A 17,901-nucleotide genomic window follows, 5' to 3' on the forward strand; every position below is an offset into this window, starting at 1 on the left:
ATAATCACCGTAAGAACGTATACCCCTGTAACTAGTCCATAAACAATTATTTAGCAGAATCAAAATAAATTTTTACACCTTCTACAAAACCTTCAGTATATCCTAAGCTGTTTTGGGAAATATCTGGCTTACCGTTAAAAGTGACTTTTACAGGACCTAGTGATTGTGATGCAGAAATGGTTCCTCCAACTGAACCACCTACGCCAGCTTTACTGTAGCCAAATTTCTTGGATATACCAAGTGCAAATGATTTTGCATTTTTCAGAATGACAGCATAATCAGATTCTTCTAATGAAAATGCTGCCACTGACCACATGGAAGTTTCAACGCCTTTAAAAGCACCTAAGGCGTATTGAGCACTGTTTTTTACAGCATCGATAATAGCAGACTCAGCACTGCCATGTGTGTAGTCATCTAAAACAGAAATTACCTTGTAATCATCGTCAAACTCCAGCCAAGCCCATCTTTTTTTACCATCTATTAGAGCAGGCTTGTCTGGAATTAGAATATATTTGTCTAGTTCTAGTAGATAGTTTTTTAAATGTTCTTCCATGTCAAGCCTAGCTAAAAAGTCTTCTTTGGAATCGTTGTAGTTTAGGAAGACCAAAGCAGCATCATCTGATAACTTACTCCATATACTTTCAATACCAGATCCTAAAATGGATTCTTCCATATCAGAAATCATGAGTCCAAGCATAGTCGTAAAAGACTGAGCTTTTGAGCTTTCACCATAAACATCCGTAAAAGGTTGCAATATATCCATATTGGATATCAGTTGATTACCATCAAACTTATGGGTTAGGCTGATGATTCTCGTTTGATTACTTCTGTATGAAGAGACCTCTAGATTCTCAGATAAGTCATCTTCTAGTCTCGATTGATGATAAATCAAATCATTAATGTGTTTTCTACTCAACCACTTGAGTGTTGTAAGTGGATCTGGTTTCTGAGTCCTTGTATAAAGCTCCAAAGATCTATCTTTTAAATACTTACCTGCCTCTAATGAGAGATTCGGCTGATTAATGGAAGTTGTCACCAAAATTTGATTAAATGGTATGTCTTCTAATTCTATCGTTTGAGTCACTTTTGTTCCATCAATCATGTAATAATGAATATAGTAGCGTTTTATGTCATAGTGGTTTGGGTTGAAGTTATCCCCCTTTAGTTCTCCTTCAATACTAGATACAAATACATTGGCACTTTGTCCAGATGAACCTATAAGGATTTCAATGCAATCTTGACTAAGGGCACTTAGATCAACTTTGTCATAAAAGATGGATTGAATCACATGATCATCACTTTCTTCTCCAGCGAGTGCATCACTTATATCACCCATTTGCTGACTTAAGCCTTTTTCTGTATATATGCCTTCTAACTCGACTTCTATTAGGAGTCCATTTTCTTCAAACTCCTTAGTTGCAGGACCAGTGATCTCTGCAAGATCTGAATATTCGTCTGCAAAAACCATAAATGGCATGATCAGCATGCGATTTTGACCCTTATTTTCAAAGGAAATACCCGGAACAATGTCGTATTTAACATCAAAGCCATACATATTCTTGAGTTGACTTTTGCCTCTTTCGGTAAGTTTTAATTCATGTAGTTTTAGCGTATATCCAAGACTTGATAAAATCTCTTTAGCAGCATTACCAAAATCACCGGGACAGCCATAACCTTCCATCAAGAAGGCTTCAGTAGATTTAATATTTGAAAATCCATCATAAAAATAGTCTGATGGTACACAGGTGTATGATTTAAAAAGTTCTATCATTGCTTCTATGGAATCAATGTCAGATTTGATCTTTTCACCATATATGCTTATTGATGGTGGCGCTATTTCATCGTAACTAAGATCAATACTGTAATTTACTCCAGAGTTTGATTCATCAAGATTCATTCTTTCATATTCTTCAACAACCCTAGAAATTACCTCATTCATCATGGCCATATAATAGTCATCTTCTTCATAATCAAACTTTCTTGCAAAGAGGCCGTCATCTATACTTCCCACTTGAGGTTCAATCCTGTCACCTTCAAATTCTAGATACCATGACCTTTGGTCATAGATTGGAAAGATGATATAACCTCTTCTTGACTGACCATCATAAAAGATATCTTCCTCATGAATTTCTAATAGAAAGTCGTTGTAATCATCTCCTGGATAGATTTCATTAGAAGATGTGGCGAAATTACCCAGACCAACCTCATCATCATCACCTTCATCTGTTTTTAATACAAAAAGATCTGTGACGCCACTTGTAGAGAAACCATCTTTCTTTTCATGAACAGTTATATCTAAAAGAGCATACTTAGAAGAGATATCTATAAAAGATTCATCAAGAATGAAATCGTTGATATCGATATCGTAATAATCAAATGAATAGCGTTTAATAAGTTGATTGTTATGTCGCGTCCCTTCTTGAACGCCCACTAGTTTATCTTGATCTTTTAAGTCTATGAAGATTTTCATCTCATTCTGAGCTAAAGCCTCAGGCAACTCAAATAACCATTTCACGCGATTCATGGCACCTGGTGCAAGGCGTGTTTCTTTTATAAAGCCCCCAGGTACTTCTACAGTCAGTGGGCTGATATCTAGATAATATGACCCATTGTCACTCGGCAATTCAAGCTTGAGTCTTTCTAAGGGATCAATATCAAGTAAAGCTTGCATATTAGATGTAAATGAAGCGTCTACTGTTAGCAAGTGTGTATTTTCATCTAGCTCATAATCTTTAAAACCATCAAGACTTGATACTCTATTGATACTAAGTCCAAAGGTGTCTGACAGGTTTTCACTGGCCTTAATAGGCAAGTCTTCAAGCTCTAATGTATTTTCCATTAGGCCTGTTATCTGTAAATTGATATGGCCATAATTTGTATCATAGAGATGAAGTGACAATTGAGATGTGTTAGCCTTTGGTACTAGAAAGATCAAAATACCTTCTTGAATCTCATCTGGTTTTATGGTCAAGTCGTATTGACCTGGATTAATCAAAGGCTTTTCTGAAACCCAAGTTACTGTACTTGCAGGCACCTGGTTAGAATTAAAACTTAAGTATAAGTGGTTCACGAAATTGGGTATCATGTAGTCAATTTTTTTCTTGACAGTTTGTCCCTTGGCTTGACCGCCTATCCAAGAGGCTGGATGGGCTGAACCATCTGGGTAAACCACAACTTCTCTAGCTTCCATAATGTTTTTAAGTCTTACATCAAGTGCAAGATATTGATAGCCATATGGTGCATCTACACCTGCTAGCTTATCAAGGGTAAATATTTCATTGACCTGAATTTGACAAGTCTCATTAGAAGCTTTTTTATCAGTCTTTTGTCGTGATGTTATTAAAACCTCTTCACCATGAAGCATATGACCTGTTAATAGTTGAGAAGATTTTATATCATAGGGACTGACCATGTCTGTTATTTCAAATGAAACAGCATCTAATGATGCAAGCTCGCCTATCTCATTAGGAGATAGTTCTACTAGTCTGCTAGTAGAATATGCTTCCCTAGAACCAAGGGAATTTTCTTTTTCAACAGTCAAGCTTATGGCTGTCTGCATGGAATCATCTGTTGATAAAATGCTTTCTAATAAATTATCTACCTTGTCTCTGAGCGCACTTACATCAGTAGAAATGATATAGTCACCGCCTGAAATATCTGCCGCCATTGAAAAATCAATGACTTCATCCTCTGATATCCCCATACCAATCCACAAGACATGGATGTCTGAGTCCTTGATTTCAGACAAGTAATCCAACATGATTTCATCAGCATCTCTAGTCCCCAGCGCAGCATCTGTTATATAGAGCAGGACCTTCTTACTTGATGGTATTTCATTCAATGTTTCATAGGCAACCTGAATAGACCCTTCTATATCCGTATAGCCACCCGCTTCTAGTTCCGCTATGGCTTTTAAAATATTTCTTTTATCCAATGTGTTCAACTGAACAATACTTGTACGGTCGTTAAATTCGGACAATTGTAGAGATACATCCTGTGGCAGTTTGGTCACAAACTCATGTAATAAGTTTTTTACTTTTATCAATCTGTCACCATACTCACCTGAATCCTCATAGCCATCAGACATTGAACCAGATGTGTCTACGACTATTGAAATGACAGGAAAATCTGATTTTCCCATTACTTTAGGTCGTTTGTAAACAAGATCATAGGTGTTAGTCAATTTGCTACTTATAGCATTAAAGATAAAGGACAAGGCCTCTTGATCTGATGCTGAAAAGTACTCACCATTGTTGTTCTTTGAGATGTTTTCTAGTGTGTCTTTGTCGTGGTTAGAGCCAAAACCAATGGTATAGATAGGAATATTAGACGATAAATTTTCTACCATTTCTTCATAAGTAATCTGAGAACCCGGGCCAGTATCGTTTAGATTGGCGTCCTGACCATCTGTAAATACAATTAATGATGGTCTCGATTTATTTTCTAAATACTGATTGCCTACTAAAATGGCGTCGTATAAGGCAGTGGCACCACCGACCTGCAACTTATCTATATTGTTCAAGGCTTGGGCCTTTGTCTGGCCTTCTAAAAGCTTAACACTTGTATCAAAATCAACGATGACAATTTTACTATCATCTGGCAACTTAGTAATAAAATCTTTAGCGGCTTCTTGTGTCGCTTCTAACTGACCTTTCATAGAGCCTGATGAATCCAGCAGTAAAACCAAATCTAATGGCATGGTCACAGGTTGAATTTCTAATATCTCAGCCTGCTGACCACCTTCATGTAGGATTGTATTGTCTTTGTTTGCAAGCACATCTTGAGTTTCATCATCAAGCAAAGTAAATCTAAGCGAAACCTCCTGATTGGACTCTTTAATTTGGCCAATGGAAAGGCCATTTTTGACCCCAGTATTTGAGAACTTAAGCGCTTGAGAAATAGAGTTAGGTACAATAATTTCTGTTAACTGCCCACTGTTGACTGGAATCATCTTGGATTTAAAAGACTCAACTAGTTCCTTGTTTTTAGGCTCTATTACGACATCCCAATAACCTGATGGTAGAAAAATAATGTGGTCGCCATCAGGTGTTTTATCAAGACTGCTTGTTTCATAATTGAAATGTGGATGGTCAACAAGAAGGTGCTTGCCACCTGTTGGTAGTGCATGTACTGCACCCACATACTCTGCAGATACTTTAATGGCACCTAAAGCTTCACCGTGTTTTATTTTTTCAACATGTCCATTGGTTTCTAAAAACAAGGATATTTCCTCTGTTTCGTCAGACCATTCAAGGACCCATTCAAAAGGCCCTTCTTCAGAAGGTAAACCGTTGATATAAAATGTCTCACCATAATTTTCATAATAATCTCGTGACAATACAAAAGAACGCTTATAATCACCATAAAGATGATCCATATAGACATTTAGATAAATTTCACCACCGGTCTTTTCAAGTATCAATGTTTGAAAAAGATCTCCAGTGTTATATGAGGTAAACTTAGCTCGATTTTCTTCATAATCTGATGTCTTTATAACAACTAACTCATCATTAGGCATAAAGTTTTCTTTACATAAACTAATAAGAAAAGCCTTGTCTATTTCTTCAATGGTGCCATACCAATGCTGAGATCCTTCTAAAGTTACAAATGCCAAGGAATCACCATCTCTACCAAGGATATGACCATTTAAAGATTTGATGTAGTCTTCAATATCGTACATAAAACGCTTGTTTTCATCTTCTGTAAAGTCATCTTTAAAGGCTACTTCTAGAGTGTATTGATCGCCATACCAAAAGTCAGATTGTCTTACAGCAAAATCATCTATATAAGAATAATAAGTTTCAGTTTGTGGACTGAAGTCTATACGCTTATAATTAGACGCCATGTTTAAAGGATTAAAATAGGGTTTATCAATTGACCAGTCTGAATCGTCTTGATCTAAAAACACCCATTTCTTTTCAATGACCTGAACCTCAAATGGCTGCAAGGTAACTTCTTCAGTTTCAACTTCCACTTGCGCCTCTTCTTGATTGATATTAACAGGCTCTGTAGCCTTATTTTCAACTTCATTAGAACATGAAACCAAAAGTAACAAGATTAATAATACCAACTTTTTCATTACAACACCCCAATTCAAATACACAAAAAGACACTATAAAGTGTCTTCTTCGTCTTCTACATCATTAGGTTCTTCAATTTCTTCTTCTACATTATCTGAGAATATTTCTTCAATTTCTTCTTTTTCAAATGTTTGTTCAAATTCCTCAATAACCTTCTTCGTCTCTTCTGACATTTCTTGAACAGGTTGGTCTTCAACTTCTTCTACTTCTTCAACTACCTCTTCAATAACTTCTTCTTCAACAATGTCTTCAACTTCAAGTTCATCTACTTCTTCATCTGCATCCTCAAGCATTTCAGGCTCTTTTGGATTGGCAACGTCTAAGCCAGAGTATTTAAGGTCATAATTAATTTGAAGTACTGGTGCTTCTTCATCTTCACTGTTGTCCTTGAATCTTTTAGAAATACCAGACTGAACAGCAGTACCATCCATCTCTACATGCCAGTGTTTAGGAACTTTAACAGAAATACCCGAAAATCTACCCAGGATATCCAACTGTGAAATGGCATTCTTCATTTTTGATTCTTTAAAGTCTAAGTCCATACCTGAGAACAAGCTGGCAACGGAATCCTTTTCAAAAGGCTCTTCGTTATAAGTGACTTTCTTACCCGCGAAGACTGCCTTCTCATTATAATCATTCATACGTTTACTTAGATTCAGAACTTTCATAATTACTTTTACTGTACCAGCAACCATACCTATAAGTGCCAGTATCTTAACTATTTTCTTAAATGCTTTCATTTCTACCTCCCTATCTAATATAATTATACGCTTAAATTTTCAATATTAAAACCTTTTGCTACTACATGCTTTATACCCATTTTTAAAAAGTTTACCAACTTTTATGTTAAAATGTTCTGCAACTTCATAGGGATCCGATCTTAAAGCACTAGAAGTTTGGATCATAATATTGGCACAAGCACACGCATCATCATAAGCATCATGGTGCTTAAAATCATATCCTAGATATTTAGATACTACATCTAAAGAGTGTCTGGCTAAGTTTGGCCACATCTTTTGAGCGACTTTGACTGTACACAAGTAATCACACGTTGGAAAATCAATGCCATACTCTGTTAGACAGGCTCTTAAAACACTGAAATCAAAAGATGCATTATGGGCTAGTACCAACTGATTTTCTATGTACTTCTTAAAAACATTTTCATATAGAACATCAAACTCTGGTTGATTTTCTACGTCTTCAGGATAAATACCATGAATTCCTATATTCATACTTGCAAAATACATATCTTTAGGCTTAATTAAATAAGCGAATGATTCCACTACACGATTGTCTTCTACAACTGCAATACCCAAAGCACATGCAGATGATCTTTTACTATTAGCTGTTTCAAAATCTATTACTGTATATCTCATAATTTCCTCAAGAAAAGCCAACTAAGTTGGCTTAAAATCTTACTGATCCATCTAATGACCATGAAGCCAATAGACTCAGTTTCTTAACATCCTTTAATTGATGACCTTCTAAATCTAGTAAACCTATGTCACTAGCAAGTGATACACTCGGTCCAAATACATAAACTTTACCTTTTTCAAAAGCTTGTGTTAATTGGTTTTGCTTATTAAGTAAGACAAATGCCAAACCATCAACTGGTCTTACACCAGCAAGCTTACCATGTTTGAAAGGACCTACAAATGCATAAGGTACTGTCCCTTTTGCCTTAATACCATAGTGAAGTTTAAAGTTATATTTTTCTCTGATAACTTTCTTGTCAGTAAACACATGTTTAAGCGTCTCTGATTTTTCTAACTTATCTGCAGAGATATAAGCAATTGTATGGTCACCTGCATTTGTAATCGCACCACCAGCTAATAGTACAGGCATACCAAATTCGATTAAGTCATTTAATGAAGCCTGGTCATTTTCTGTTAAATGTAAATACTGCTTCATATAATGACAATAGTGGCAATAACCTTGATCTGAAATAAAGTCATCTTCAACGTTGTATAAACCTTTAGAATCCACTTTACTACCAGATAGCTTATAACCAAATAAACCTTTTTTAACGTCAAGGCCAGTCTGGCCATAAGTTGATTGACTCGCTGATAAAGCGATAAAAGCTGCTACTTGTTCAAAATCACTTAAAGACTGAATGTTTACAAGCTGACCCTTGGCTTTCTTATCAAAAGACTTCTTAAACTTTTCAACCAAAGCATCTAACTTTTCAAAAGTCAAACTCTTAGAGCCTTTAAAGGCGATTCTAGAAGAATGATTCTTACTAGCCAACTTAAAGAGCTTGTATACAGAAGTATCACCTTTGTTAAGTTTTGGTTGTATATGACTAAGCGCTACATCTAACTCCTGTTTAGTTAATAAGTTTAGGTCAGAGACCTTGGTATCATTTTCAAGAGTATCATAAATAATTGTTCTTAACTTGGTTAACATTAAGAATAACTCATCATTTTTAAACTTGAACTTTTGACATACAATGTCTAAATGAATGTCCCAGTCATTTTCCTTAATAAAGAAACCTATCTCATATGGTACGTCTGTAGACGTCATAGGATTGATGGATCCTTTCAAGTCTTTGAAATCATCGTACATATCAATCACTACTGAAGCATATTGATCTTTTTCTACCCAATCATTCTTAATGAACTTATTCACTAAGACATTAGGGTTTTTCTTTAGCTGATACGATTTTTTACCCTTAGTGTTACCCACTAAGGCCATTTCTTCATTAAAATAGTTTGTCTCAAACTGAAGATCTTTTCTTCTAGCTGCCTTGTAATAAACGCCAACAACACCAGTCATAAACTGCATCAGGGTTAAGTCATTTTCCTTTAAATGCTGGCGTACACGTTTTGTTAGATTTTCATCAAGTGTTAAAAGCTTTTTAAAGCTTGTATATTGACCTGACATAAATGCTGGTTTAAATGACTTATGGTTTGATTCTAGCCACTTTGAGTAAGATGTACTTGTTTGCTTGTACTTGCCTTTGAAGTACTGTTTTTCGATTGCCTTTAAAACATTCTTTACTGATCTCTCATCAAAAATAAATCCATTGAATCTGTAATAAAATCCTCTTAAATTACCGTGAAAATAAATCAACTTGAACTCGGCTGCTGATTTCATAGCCTTCTCTTTTAAGCCACCTAAGGCATCCTTTAAACCCATTTGGTCTAATGTATGAATCTCTTCGAATGTGTACTTGGTATCACCTTCTACCAACTTGTTATCTTTTAAGACCATCTTAAAAGCATCATGAAGGCTGATAACCTCTTCTAAACTTTCAATAAAGTACTTAGTTGACAAATCATTATCATACAGGGCATATCCTTTATGCGTGTAGTTGATTGTCTTGTTTTTAAAATTCTTCTTCATTTTTACCCCTTTTTCTTCTGATAGATTTATTTTACCATTAATTTATCATAAAAGAAATGACTCATTAGAGAGTCTTTAAAGAAAATACAGTGACTTTTTCATATAGACGAAAAAAAGACTCCGAAGAATCTTTGATTAAAGTTCATTTTGCAACAACTGACCTAATCTCTTGATACCAATAACGATATTTTCTTCATTCATATTAGAGAAGTTCAGTCTCATTGTATTTCTTGTGTCTGAATTTGGGAAGAATGATCCACCAGGTACAAAGGCAACCTTCTCCTCTACCGCCTTAACCATCAACTCTTTAGTGTCGATTGTTTCAGGTAGTTCTACCCATATGAAAAGTCCACCTTCAGGTATAATATATTTAGCCTCTTGAGGGAATGACTCTTTCATTGTGTCTAACATCAGGTTACGACGTTTTTTGTAAACTGAAATAATTTTATCGATATGATCATCTAATGAGTAATCATCTAGATAAACAGATAATTCTCTTTGACTCATAGATGAAGTCTGTAGATCTGAACCTTGTTTAACCATAATATACTTGTTTAAAAGTTCATGATCAGCACAAACCCAACCAATTCTTAAACCTGGCGCGAATGTTTTAGAGAATGTACCTAAAAATACAACTCTACCGTCATCATCCATAGACTTAAGTGCTGGTAAGTGTTGGCCCTCATATCTTAGTTCACCATAAGGATTGTCCTCCACAATAACTAGGTCGTATTTCTTAGCTATTTCAAGAAGACCTTTTCTTCTCTCTAAAGACCAAGTCTTGCCAGAAGGATTTTGAAAATCAGGAATAACATAAATAAACTTTACATTTTCATTGTCATTGATGGTCTTCTCTAAGTCTTCAAGAATCATACCATCCTTGTCAGTGGCAACTTCTCTGAACTGACATTCATAAGCTTTAAATGCATTGATAGCACCTAAATAAGAAGGACTTTCACATATAACAATGTCGTCAGGATCTAAAAATACTTTTCCAGAAAAATCTAGACCTTGCTGAGAACCACTCGTAATTAAAATATCTTCAAAAGATGCCTTAATGTTCATTTTCCCCATACGTTTGGCTATATGTTCTCTTAGTGGATTGTAACCTTCAGTCGTAGAATATTGAAGCGCTTCTCTACCTAAGTTTTGAATCACCTTCTGTGATACGATTTCCATGTGTTCTACAGGAAATAGTTCTGGTGCTGGTAAGCCACCTGCAAAAGAAATGATTTCTGGCTGTTGCGTCAGCTTTAAAATCTCTCTTATTTCAGAAGCCTTCATGTTTTCCATACGTTTCGAAAATTTCATACACTTTCCCCCTTATATTCTTGTGAAAAATCTCCTCGACATTTGTTCTAAGAATTCCCTAGTGTGATCTTCTGTGTGTTTTCTTGCACCTTCCTTGTCATGGTTCTTGATACAGTGAGCCATAACGGTCAAGGACTCTTTAAACCAGTTGACGTCTTCTATAACATATTTTATGAATTGAAGAAAACGTGCTGTTTTAATATTGAGTTCTTCTAAGGTGTCTATTAGAATTGGATTGTTAGAAGCTTCCCTAACAATCCTGTGAAACCTTTGGTCAGCTTTGATGCAGTCCTTGTAGTCATCTACAATATCATAGTGATTAAATTTATCGATGATTTCAAAGAGTTCATCAACTTGTGCTGTTGTAGCTCTTGTTGCAGCCAGTTCGGCAGCGAAAGCCTCTAGGTTCATTTTTACCTCGTATGCATGTTTAACAGATTCTAAATCCAACTGAGTTACAAAAGTACCTACACGCGGCCTTAGATCCAGTAGACCTTTCTGTTGCAATTTGAGTATGGCTTCCCTGACAGGCGTTCTAGAGACATTGAACTCCTTGATGAGTTCTTTTTCATTTATGGCATCTCCAGGCCTGTACTCCATCTCAATGATACGACGTTCTAATTCTTTATATATACTTATATTTGCTGGTAAATTCATGTGGCCATCCTTTTGTCTTTTTTATATTATAGCTTAAAACAAATGGGATACCAACTCCTATAGCCAGTTCTTTCTCATTTTAGCCCATTTCTTATCTCTATGCGCTTTTATAACTTCTATGTCAGAATCTTTCAAGTGTTTAAATCTACCTTGAACTTTTAAGTAATCTTCAACCGATGCAAATTCCTTAGGATTCTTGTTAAGCTTGAACTCACCATTTTCATACTCAGCTAGATAGATCAAACCTGAATCAACTGCCTGCTTTGCAAGGTCAATTGTAATATTTGATTCATGACCCCAGCCTGTTGGACAAGGGGCAAATATATGAAGGTATGATGTACCTTTTGTATTTTTACACTTTTCAATTTTAGCCATTAAGTCATCTAAATAACCAACACTTGCCGTCGCCGCATAGGCAATATCATGCGCTGCAACAATTTCAAACATGTTCTTCTTCATGGTTACAGAACCAGGAAGATTATCACCAGCAGGTGAAGTTGTTGTTTTCGTACCGTATGGTGTAAGGCCTGACTTTTGAATACCTGTATTCATGTAAGCTTCATTGTCATTACAAATATAGATGATATCATCGTTTCTATCAATTGCACCTGATAAAGCCTGCAAACCGATATCAGCAGTACCACCATCACCGGCAAATCCTACTGTGTGTGTATCTTCAATACCTAAAGCTCTAAGACCAGCTGACATACCTGCAGCTACTGCACCAGTTGATGCAAATGGTGTAATAATAGCGTTCGTTGTAAAGGCCATATTTGGATATATGAATGAAACGGCAGACATACATCCTGCTGGTAAAGCAGCAAAAGTTCTATCGCCTAAAATTTTCATTGTTAATCTAACGGCTAATGATTCACCACAACCACCACATGCCTTATGTCCGTAGAAAAATTCTTGGTTTGTTAAATTTCTTGCATTATGCTTCATTAGACATCACACCTCACATTCATGTAATTTACTTTGTCAATAGGTTCGTCACTCATTAGCTTCTCATAAACTTCAGTAATATTCTCTTTTGTAATATCACGGCCACCAAGACCACCAATGAAGTTATATGATTTAGGTGCATTGTCCATATCTAAAAGTGCAGAGTTTACATTTGTAAACATGGTACCTTCGTAACCAAAAGATATATTCTTATCGATAATACCAATTTTCTTCACATTCTTAAGTACATCTCTGACTTCCTGAACTGGGAATGGTCTAACATATCTTAACTTTAAAACACCAACCTTATGGCCTTCAGCACGCATCTTGTCAATGACAATTCTTACAGTACCTGTTACAGAACCAGTTGTCACCAATACATAGTCAGCATCTTCACACATATATGTGTCGATCATACCATTGTAGTATCTACCAAACATGTCACCAAAAGACTTGTCCACTTCATTGATGATTTTTCTTGAAGCTTGTAGGTCTTTTTCCTGCTTGATCTTAAACTCCATGTTGAAGTCGTTACCTGCAGAGATACATAAGGATTTAGGATCATTTACATCCATAATCTGTTTGCTTAACTGGATTGGTGGTAAAAACTCATCTACCTTTGTTTGTTCTGGAATATCTACTAACTCATAAGTATGTGTTAATACAAATCCATCTAAATTGACCATCATAGGCGCTAATACTTGTGGATGTTCTGCTATTTTATAAGCTTGAATCATCATATCTAAAGCTTCCTGAGCATCTTCTACATAAACTTGGATCCAACCAGCGTTTAATACAGCCATAGAATCCATTTGATCTCCATATATATTCCAAGGTGTTGCTAGTGCTCTATTGGCATTCATCATAACGATAGGCATTCTAGCACCTGATGCATATGGCAGACATTCAGACATGTACAACAAGCCTTGAGATGAAGTTGCTGTAAATGCTCTAGCGCCTACAGATGATACACCCATCGCAGCAGCTAAAGCTGAATGTTCCGATTCTACGTGCATGTATTCAGCTTTTAAAGAACCATCTTCAACCATCTCAGACAATCTTTCAACTGCAATTGTTTGAGGCGTAATAGGATATGCCGAAATTACATGAGGTTTTGCAAGTCTTACACCTTCAGCAACGGCATCGTTACCTGATATAAATTTCTTCATTACTTGTCCTCCTTAACCATTTCAATACACTTAGGTCGACATTCATGAGCACAAACACCGCAACCTTTACAATAATCATAATCTATTTCTAATTTATCACCTGACTTATCAATAACACCATCAGGACATACTAAAAAGCATCTTAAACACATAACACATTTGTCATGGTCAATAACTGGCTTATACGTTCTCCACCCTGCATTGATGCTTACCAAATGGTCACTTGGACATGTTGAACCTACTGGATAAGCATCTACATTAACAGGTTCCTGCCATTTCTTAACTTTAGGTCTATTCATTATTTGCCTCCAATCATTTCATAGGCTTTTTCTATCAATATATTATTCTTATCAGCTATGCTAGGCTTCATTGAAGCAGAAATCGCATCCTGACAGTTCTTTAATGATACCAGATCACCTGACGCAATTAATGCACCCATCATTGCTGTATTTGTAATCGGTCTTCCTAAATATTCTAAGGCAAGAGATGTTGCATCGATTGTGATGACTTCAACGCCATCTACATGATACTTATCTGGTGTTGCCGTATTAACTATTATTTTAGTTGTTTCCTTTAAGCCACTGAGTACAGCAGGTCCCCAAAGCGTCTCATCTAAAACAACAACATAATCACATTGACTAACTTCAGAACGATCTGTGATTCTATTTTCATCAATTCTTGTAAAGCCTAATACTGGTGCCCCTCTTCTTTCAGGTCCGAACGATGGGAATGCTTGTGCATAATGTCCACCATATACTGATGCTGCCATCCCTAAGAGTCTGGCAATTGTAAAAGAACCTTGACCACCACGGCCATGCCATCTTACTTCTATCATAGTGCCTCCTTATATACTTCTGATATATCAACGTTATATTAATGATAACTTTTAGGAAAACGTTTGTCAACAGACATAAAAGAAACCAGCTAGACCTGGTCTTTAAAAATTATTAACATTTAAAAATCCTTCCACCATTAAGTGGAAGGATTCATTCTTACTCAAAATATGAAACAATGTTTTCTACTGTAAAGCCAAACTCCTCAAAGAGCCTTGTAGCTGGTCCTGAAGCACCAAACCTATCTATACCAAGTACATCATCTGCATACTTGTACCAGCCAAGTGTAGAACCCGCTTCAACTGCCAATGTATAGACTGGTGGTAATACCTTTTCAATATAGTCAAAGTCCTGTGATTCAAAGAGCTCTATAGAAGGCATAGATACAACTTGAATGTACTTGCCCTTTTCCTGAAGAACTTTTGCAGCTTCAACGGCTATATGAACTTCTGAACCACTTGCTATAATAACACCTTCAGGGTCTTCTACAGAATGAATGATGTAGCCACCCTTTAAGGCTTGATCAGACGAATTTTCTAGAGCCGGAAGATTCTGTCTTGTAAGAATCAAGGCATATGGTCCCTGGTTCATAAGAGCAGACTGCCAGCCTACCATGGTTTCATAATAATCTGCTGGTCTAAAAACTGTTAAACCAGGAATAGACCTAAGCATCCAAAGATGTTCTATTGGTTGATGGGTTGGACCATCCTCACCAACGCCAATAGAGTCATGCGTAAAGACGTAGGTTAGGTTGATGTTCATCAGTGAAGCCAGTCTGATTGCAGGCTTCATATAATCTGAAAAGACTAAAAAAGTACCTGCAAACACTTCTAAACCACCATGAAGTGACAAACCATTTAAAATAGAACCCATGGCATGTTCTCTAACACCAAAGTGAATATTACGTCCCTGAGGCGATGCTTTGAAGAAAGACTCCAAACCGTTCATATGCGTCTTATTAGATGGTGCCAAATCAGCAGAACCACCCATAAAATTCTTATTCAGTTCTGCAATCATATTGATGGCTTCACCTGAAGCAGACCTTGTGGCTATGGTTTTATTCTTTTCCTTTAAAGCTTCTAAGTCAAGTAAAGTAACCGTACCTGACATATAATTCTCAAGCTGGGTAGCCAGTTCTGGATATACATCTTCATAATCATACCAGAGTGCTTCCCACTTCTTATAATTTTCTGCCAGTCTCTCAACTGAAGCATCATAATATTCTCTTACATCTTCTGGTACAAAGAATTTTTCTTTAGGCCAATTGAAGTTTTCCTTCATCTTATCTAATATCTCTTGCCCCAGTGGCGCTCCGTGAACCTTATGAGTGCCTTCCATACCTGGTGCACCATGACCTATAACAGTCGTTACAATGATGATAGATGGCTTATCAGACTTCTTAGCAGACGTAAGGGCAGTTTCTAAAGCAGGTATATCGTTGCCATCAGAAACCCAAGATACATCCCAGTTCATAGCCTTAAAACGTGTGGCAACATCCTCATTAAAGGCAAGGTCTGTAGAACCTTCAATGGAAATACTGTTGCTGTCGTATAAGACGATAAGTTTATCTAAGCCCCATTCACCAGCAATAGAAGCTGCTTCATAAGACAGGCCTTCCATTAAACAACCATCACCAACTAAAACATATGTATAATGGTCTATGACTTGACTGCCATCCTTGTTAAAAATACTTGCAAGATGTTTTTCAGCCGCCGCCATACCAACACCATTTGCAAGACCTTGTCCTAATGGTCCCGTGGTTGTTTCTACGCCTATTGTATGTCCATACTCAGGATGACCTGGTGTCAATGAATCAAACTGTCTAAAATTCTTTAAGTCATCTAAACTTAAGCCATAATTATAAAGATGCAATAAACTGTATATCATGGCAGAGCCATGACCAGCAGACAATATAAATCTATCTCTATTGATCCACTCTGGTTCTCTAGGATTATGATTCATTATCCTATCCCATAAAGTAAAGGCCATGGTTGCAGCGCCTAAAGGTAGGCCTGGGTGGCCTGAGTTTGCCTCCTGAACAGCTTCTGCTGACAAGACTTTAATAGCATTAATAAACTTCTTCAATTTAAATCTCCTTTCCCTAATTTTTTAGCTTGAACAAGCTGCAAGTCTGCTTTCTTGATTAAACCTGCAGCAGTATCATTATCATTAAATGCAATACCAATACTCATGGTAATTTTCATTTCATCTTTTATAGGCATTTCTTCTATGCCTTGTTTGATTTCATCGGCAATGGTAATGGATCTTTCTAGAGTACCGTTGTTAAGAACAAGTATGAACTCCTCTCCACCATATCTGCCCAGAATATCAGTACTATCAGAGATACCCTTTAAAAGTTTTGCAATTTCACTGATTAAAAGATCGCCATAGGCATGGCCAAACTTTTCATTGATTCTTCTAAAACCATCTACGTCCATTAGTAAGACCGCTAGTGGATCACCATTCACATGTTTTAAACGATTCTCAAGATAGTCCACTACATAACGGTTGTTATACAAACCAGAGAGGGAATCCATATCTCTTCTTATTCTGACTTCTTCTTCTATCTCAACAAGTTTTCTTCTATCCTTGGTAATCAGTCCATACATAATCATAAAGACCAAGGGATAAACAAGCCAAGTTGGCTTCATAAAAGAAAGACAAATAATAGACAAAATAAGAATCATGGTATATACTTTGTCTCTTGATATCATAAAAAAACTAGCCAGTAAAGTAATCGGTAAAAGCCAGGAGATATTTATATATCCACTAATTATGTAGGTACTTATCAGAAGTACCATTATCAAATAATCATTCATGCCTATCACCTACTGTCATCTGTAGATGATGGGTCTTCTTAAAATCATCTTCGATGGTCCTATCATAGTAATCTACTTGTTGACCATCATAAAGAATCACCTGTTGATAAACTGTCCCGTAGGTTCCAAAAGTTACAAATAAAGATGAAAGTCCTTTTTCTGCGGAATAATCCAGGCCTGTACTTGGCAGCACGGCATCATCTGCTAAGGTCTTATCTTTTAAGATTTCAAACAAATCATCTACCTTAACTTCATCAACTTGACTTAACTTTCTTTTACCATTTTCTACTTTAAACCATGGTGTATTAAGGTGGGCATTACTGAGACCATAAACCCCAGGCTCTAATGTCTGACATGTAGAGAGATGACTCGAATAATAAATTAAGTCATCAAAGCTACCCAAAATTAGATTAAAGCCATTGTAGTTTTGAATTTCAGCATGAACGGACTTTAAGTAGTCTCTCGGTGATAAATCACTTTCTAGATAATTTGTAATCAAGTGGCCTCTTGTGGAAGTATTCTCCTTGATGGCCTTCATATCTCTGTAATTGGTTAGAAAGCCTATACGTCCATTTTTATGAAAGCCAAACCAGGTACCGCCTTTTTCAAGATCCTTGCCCATAAGGACTTGACCATGAAACTTGGCCCTCTCAGTTGGCCGTTTATAAAACTCATCTCGGTTTCCTAAGTAGATCAAAGGAAACTTAGAATGAGTCTTGTAGGCAAATAGTATTGTGCACAT

General features: G+C 36.4%; 13 protein-coding genes. All 13 read right to left on the reverse strand.

The genetic code is table 11. From position 1 onward, the window contains the following. Positions 1-46: 46 nt before the first annotated feature. Positions 47-6,079 carry a VWA domain-containing protein gene (locus tag EZV73_RS19640; protein WP_240842117.1) on the reverse strand — a complete coding sequence of 2,011 codons (6,033 nt, stop codon included), beginning with the start codon at positions 6,077-6,079 and terminating at the stop codon, positions 47-49. Between the two features lie 33 nt (positions 6,080-6,112). Beyond that, positions 6,113-6,820 carry a hypothetical protein gene (locus tag EZV73_RS19645; protein WP_240842118.1) on the reverse strand — a complete coding sequence of 236 codons (708 nt, stop codon included), beginning with the start codon at positions 6,818-6,820 and terminating at the stop codon, positions 6,113-6,115. A gap of 45 nt (positions 6,821-6,865) precedes the next feature. Next, a complete protein-coding gene (locus EZV73_RS19650) occupies positions 6,866-7,456 on the reverse strand; it encodes an exonuclease domain-containing protein (protein WP_240842119.1) in 591 nt (196 codons plus the stop codon). A gap of 31 nt (positions 7,457-7,487) precedes the next feature. After that, positions 7,488-9,425, reverse strand: a complete 1,938-nt coding sequence (locus EZV73_RS19655; protein ID WP_240842120.1) for a hypothetical protein — start codon at positions 9,423-9,425, stop codon at positions 7,488-7,490. A gap of 135 nt (positions 9,426-9,560) precedes the next feature. Further along, entirely contained in the window at positions 9,561-10,736 is a 1,176-nt protein-coding gene (locus EZV73_RS19660; protein ID WP_240842121.1) for a PLP-dependent aminotransferase family protein, read from the reverse strand. Between the two features lie 12 nt (positions 10,737-10,748). Continuing rightward, on the reverse strand, positions 10,749-11,393 hold the full coding sequence (locus EZV73_RS19665; protein WP_240842122.1) for a GntR family transcriptional regulator: 645 nt from the start codon (positions 11,391-11,393) through the stop codon (positions 10,749-10,751). 57 nt (positions 11,394-11,450) lie between these two features. Then, the gene (locus tag EZV73_RS19670) at positions 11,451-12,338 is read right to left on the reverse strand and encodes a thiamine pyrophosphate-dependent enzyme (RefSeq protein ID WP_240842123.1); all 888 of its coding nucleotides are present in this window, start codon (positions 12,336-12,338) and stop codon (positions 11,451-11,453) included. Then, positions 12,338-13,507: a pyruvate ferredoxin oxidoreductase gene (locus tag EZV73_RS19675; RefSeq protein WP_240842124.1), complete on the reverse strand. Its 1,170-nt coding sequence runs from the start codon at positions 13,505-13,507 to the stop codon at positions 12,338-12,340. The genes EZV73_RS19670 and EZV73_RS19675 overlap by 1 nt, the downstream gene beginning before the upstream one ends. Then, positions 13,507-13,806, reverse strand: coding sequence for a 4Fe-4S binding protein (locus EZV73_RS19680; RefSeq protein ID WP_240842125.1), 300 nt, complete (start codon positions 13,804-13,806; stop codon positions 13,507-13,509). Before EZV73_RS19680 ends, EZV73_RS19675 begins: the two co-directional genes overlap by 1 nt. Next, positions 13,806-14,342 carry a 2-oxoacid:acceptor oxidoreductase family protein gene (locus EZV73_RS19685; protein ID WP_240842127.1) on the reverse strand — a complete coding sequence of 179 codons (537 nt, stop codon included), beginning with the start codon at positions 14,340-14,342 and terminating at the stop codon, positions 13,806-13,808. Before EZV73_RS19685 ends, EZV73_RS19680 begins: the two co-directional genes overlap by 1 nt. A gap of 157 nt (positions 14,343-14,499) precedes the next feature. Beyond that, complete coding sequence (tkt, locus tag EZV73_RS19690; RefSeq protein ID WP_240842129.1) at positions 14,500-16,425, reverse strand: transketolase; 1,926 nt, start codon at positions 16,423-16,425, stop codon at positions 14,500-14,502. Then, positions 16,422-17,159 carry a GGDEF domain-containing protein gene (locus EZV73_RS19695; RefSeq protein WP_240842131.1) on the reverse strand — a complete coding sequence of 246 codons (738 nt, stop codon included), beginning with the start codon at positions 17,157-17,159 and terminating at the stop codon, positions 16,422-16,424. The genes tkt and EZV73_RS19695 overlap by 4 nt, the downstream gene beginning before the upstream one ends. Then, a complete protein-coding gene (locus EZV73_RS19700) occupies positions 17,152-17,901 on the reverse strand; it encodes an NRDE family protein (protein ID WP_240842133.1) in 750 nt (249 codons plus the stop codon). The genes EZV73_RS19695 and EZV73_RS19700 overlap by 8 nt, the downstream gene beginning before the upstream one ends.

The organism is Acidaminobacter sp. JC074 (assembly GCF_022496765.1).
In the GTDB taxonomy this organism is placed as follows: domain Bacteria; phylum Bacillota; class Clostridia; order Peptostreptococcales; family Acidaminobacteraceae; genus JABXKX01.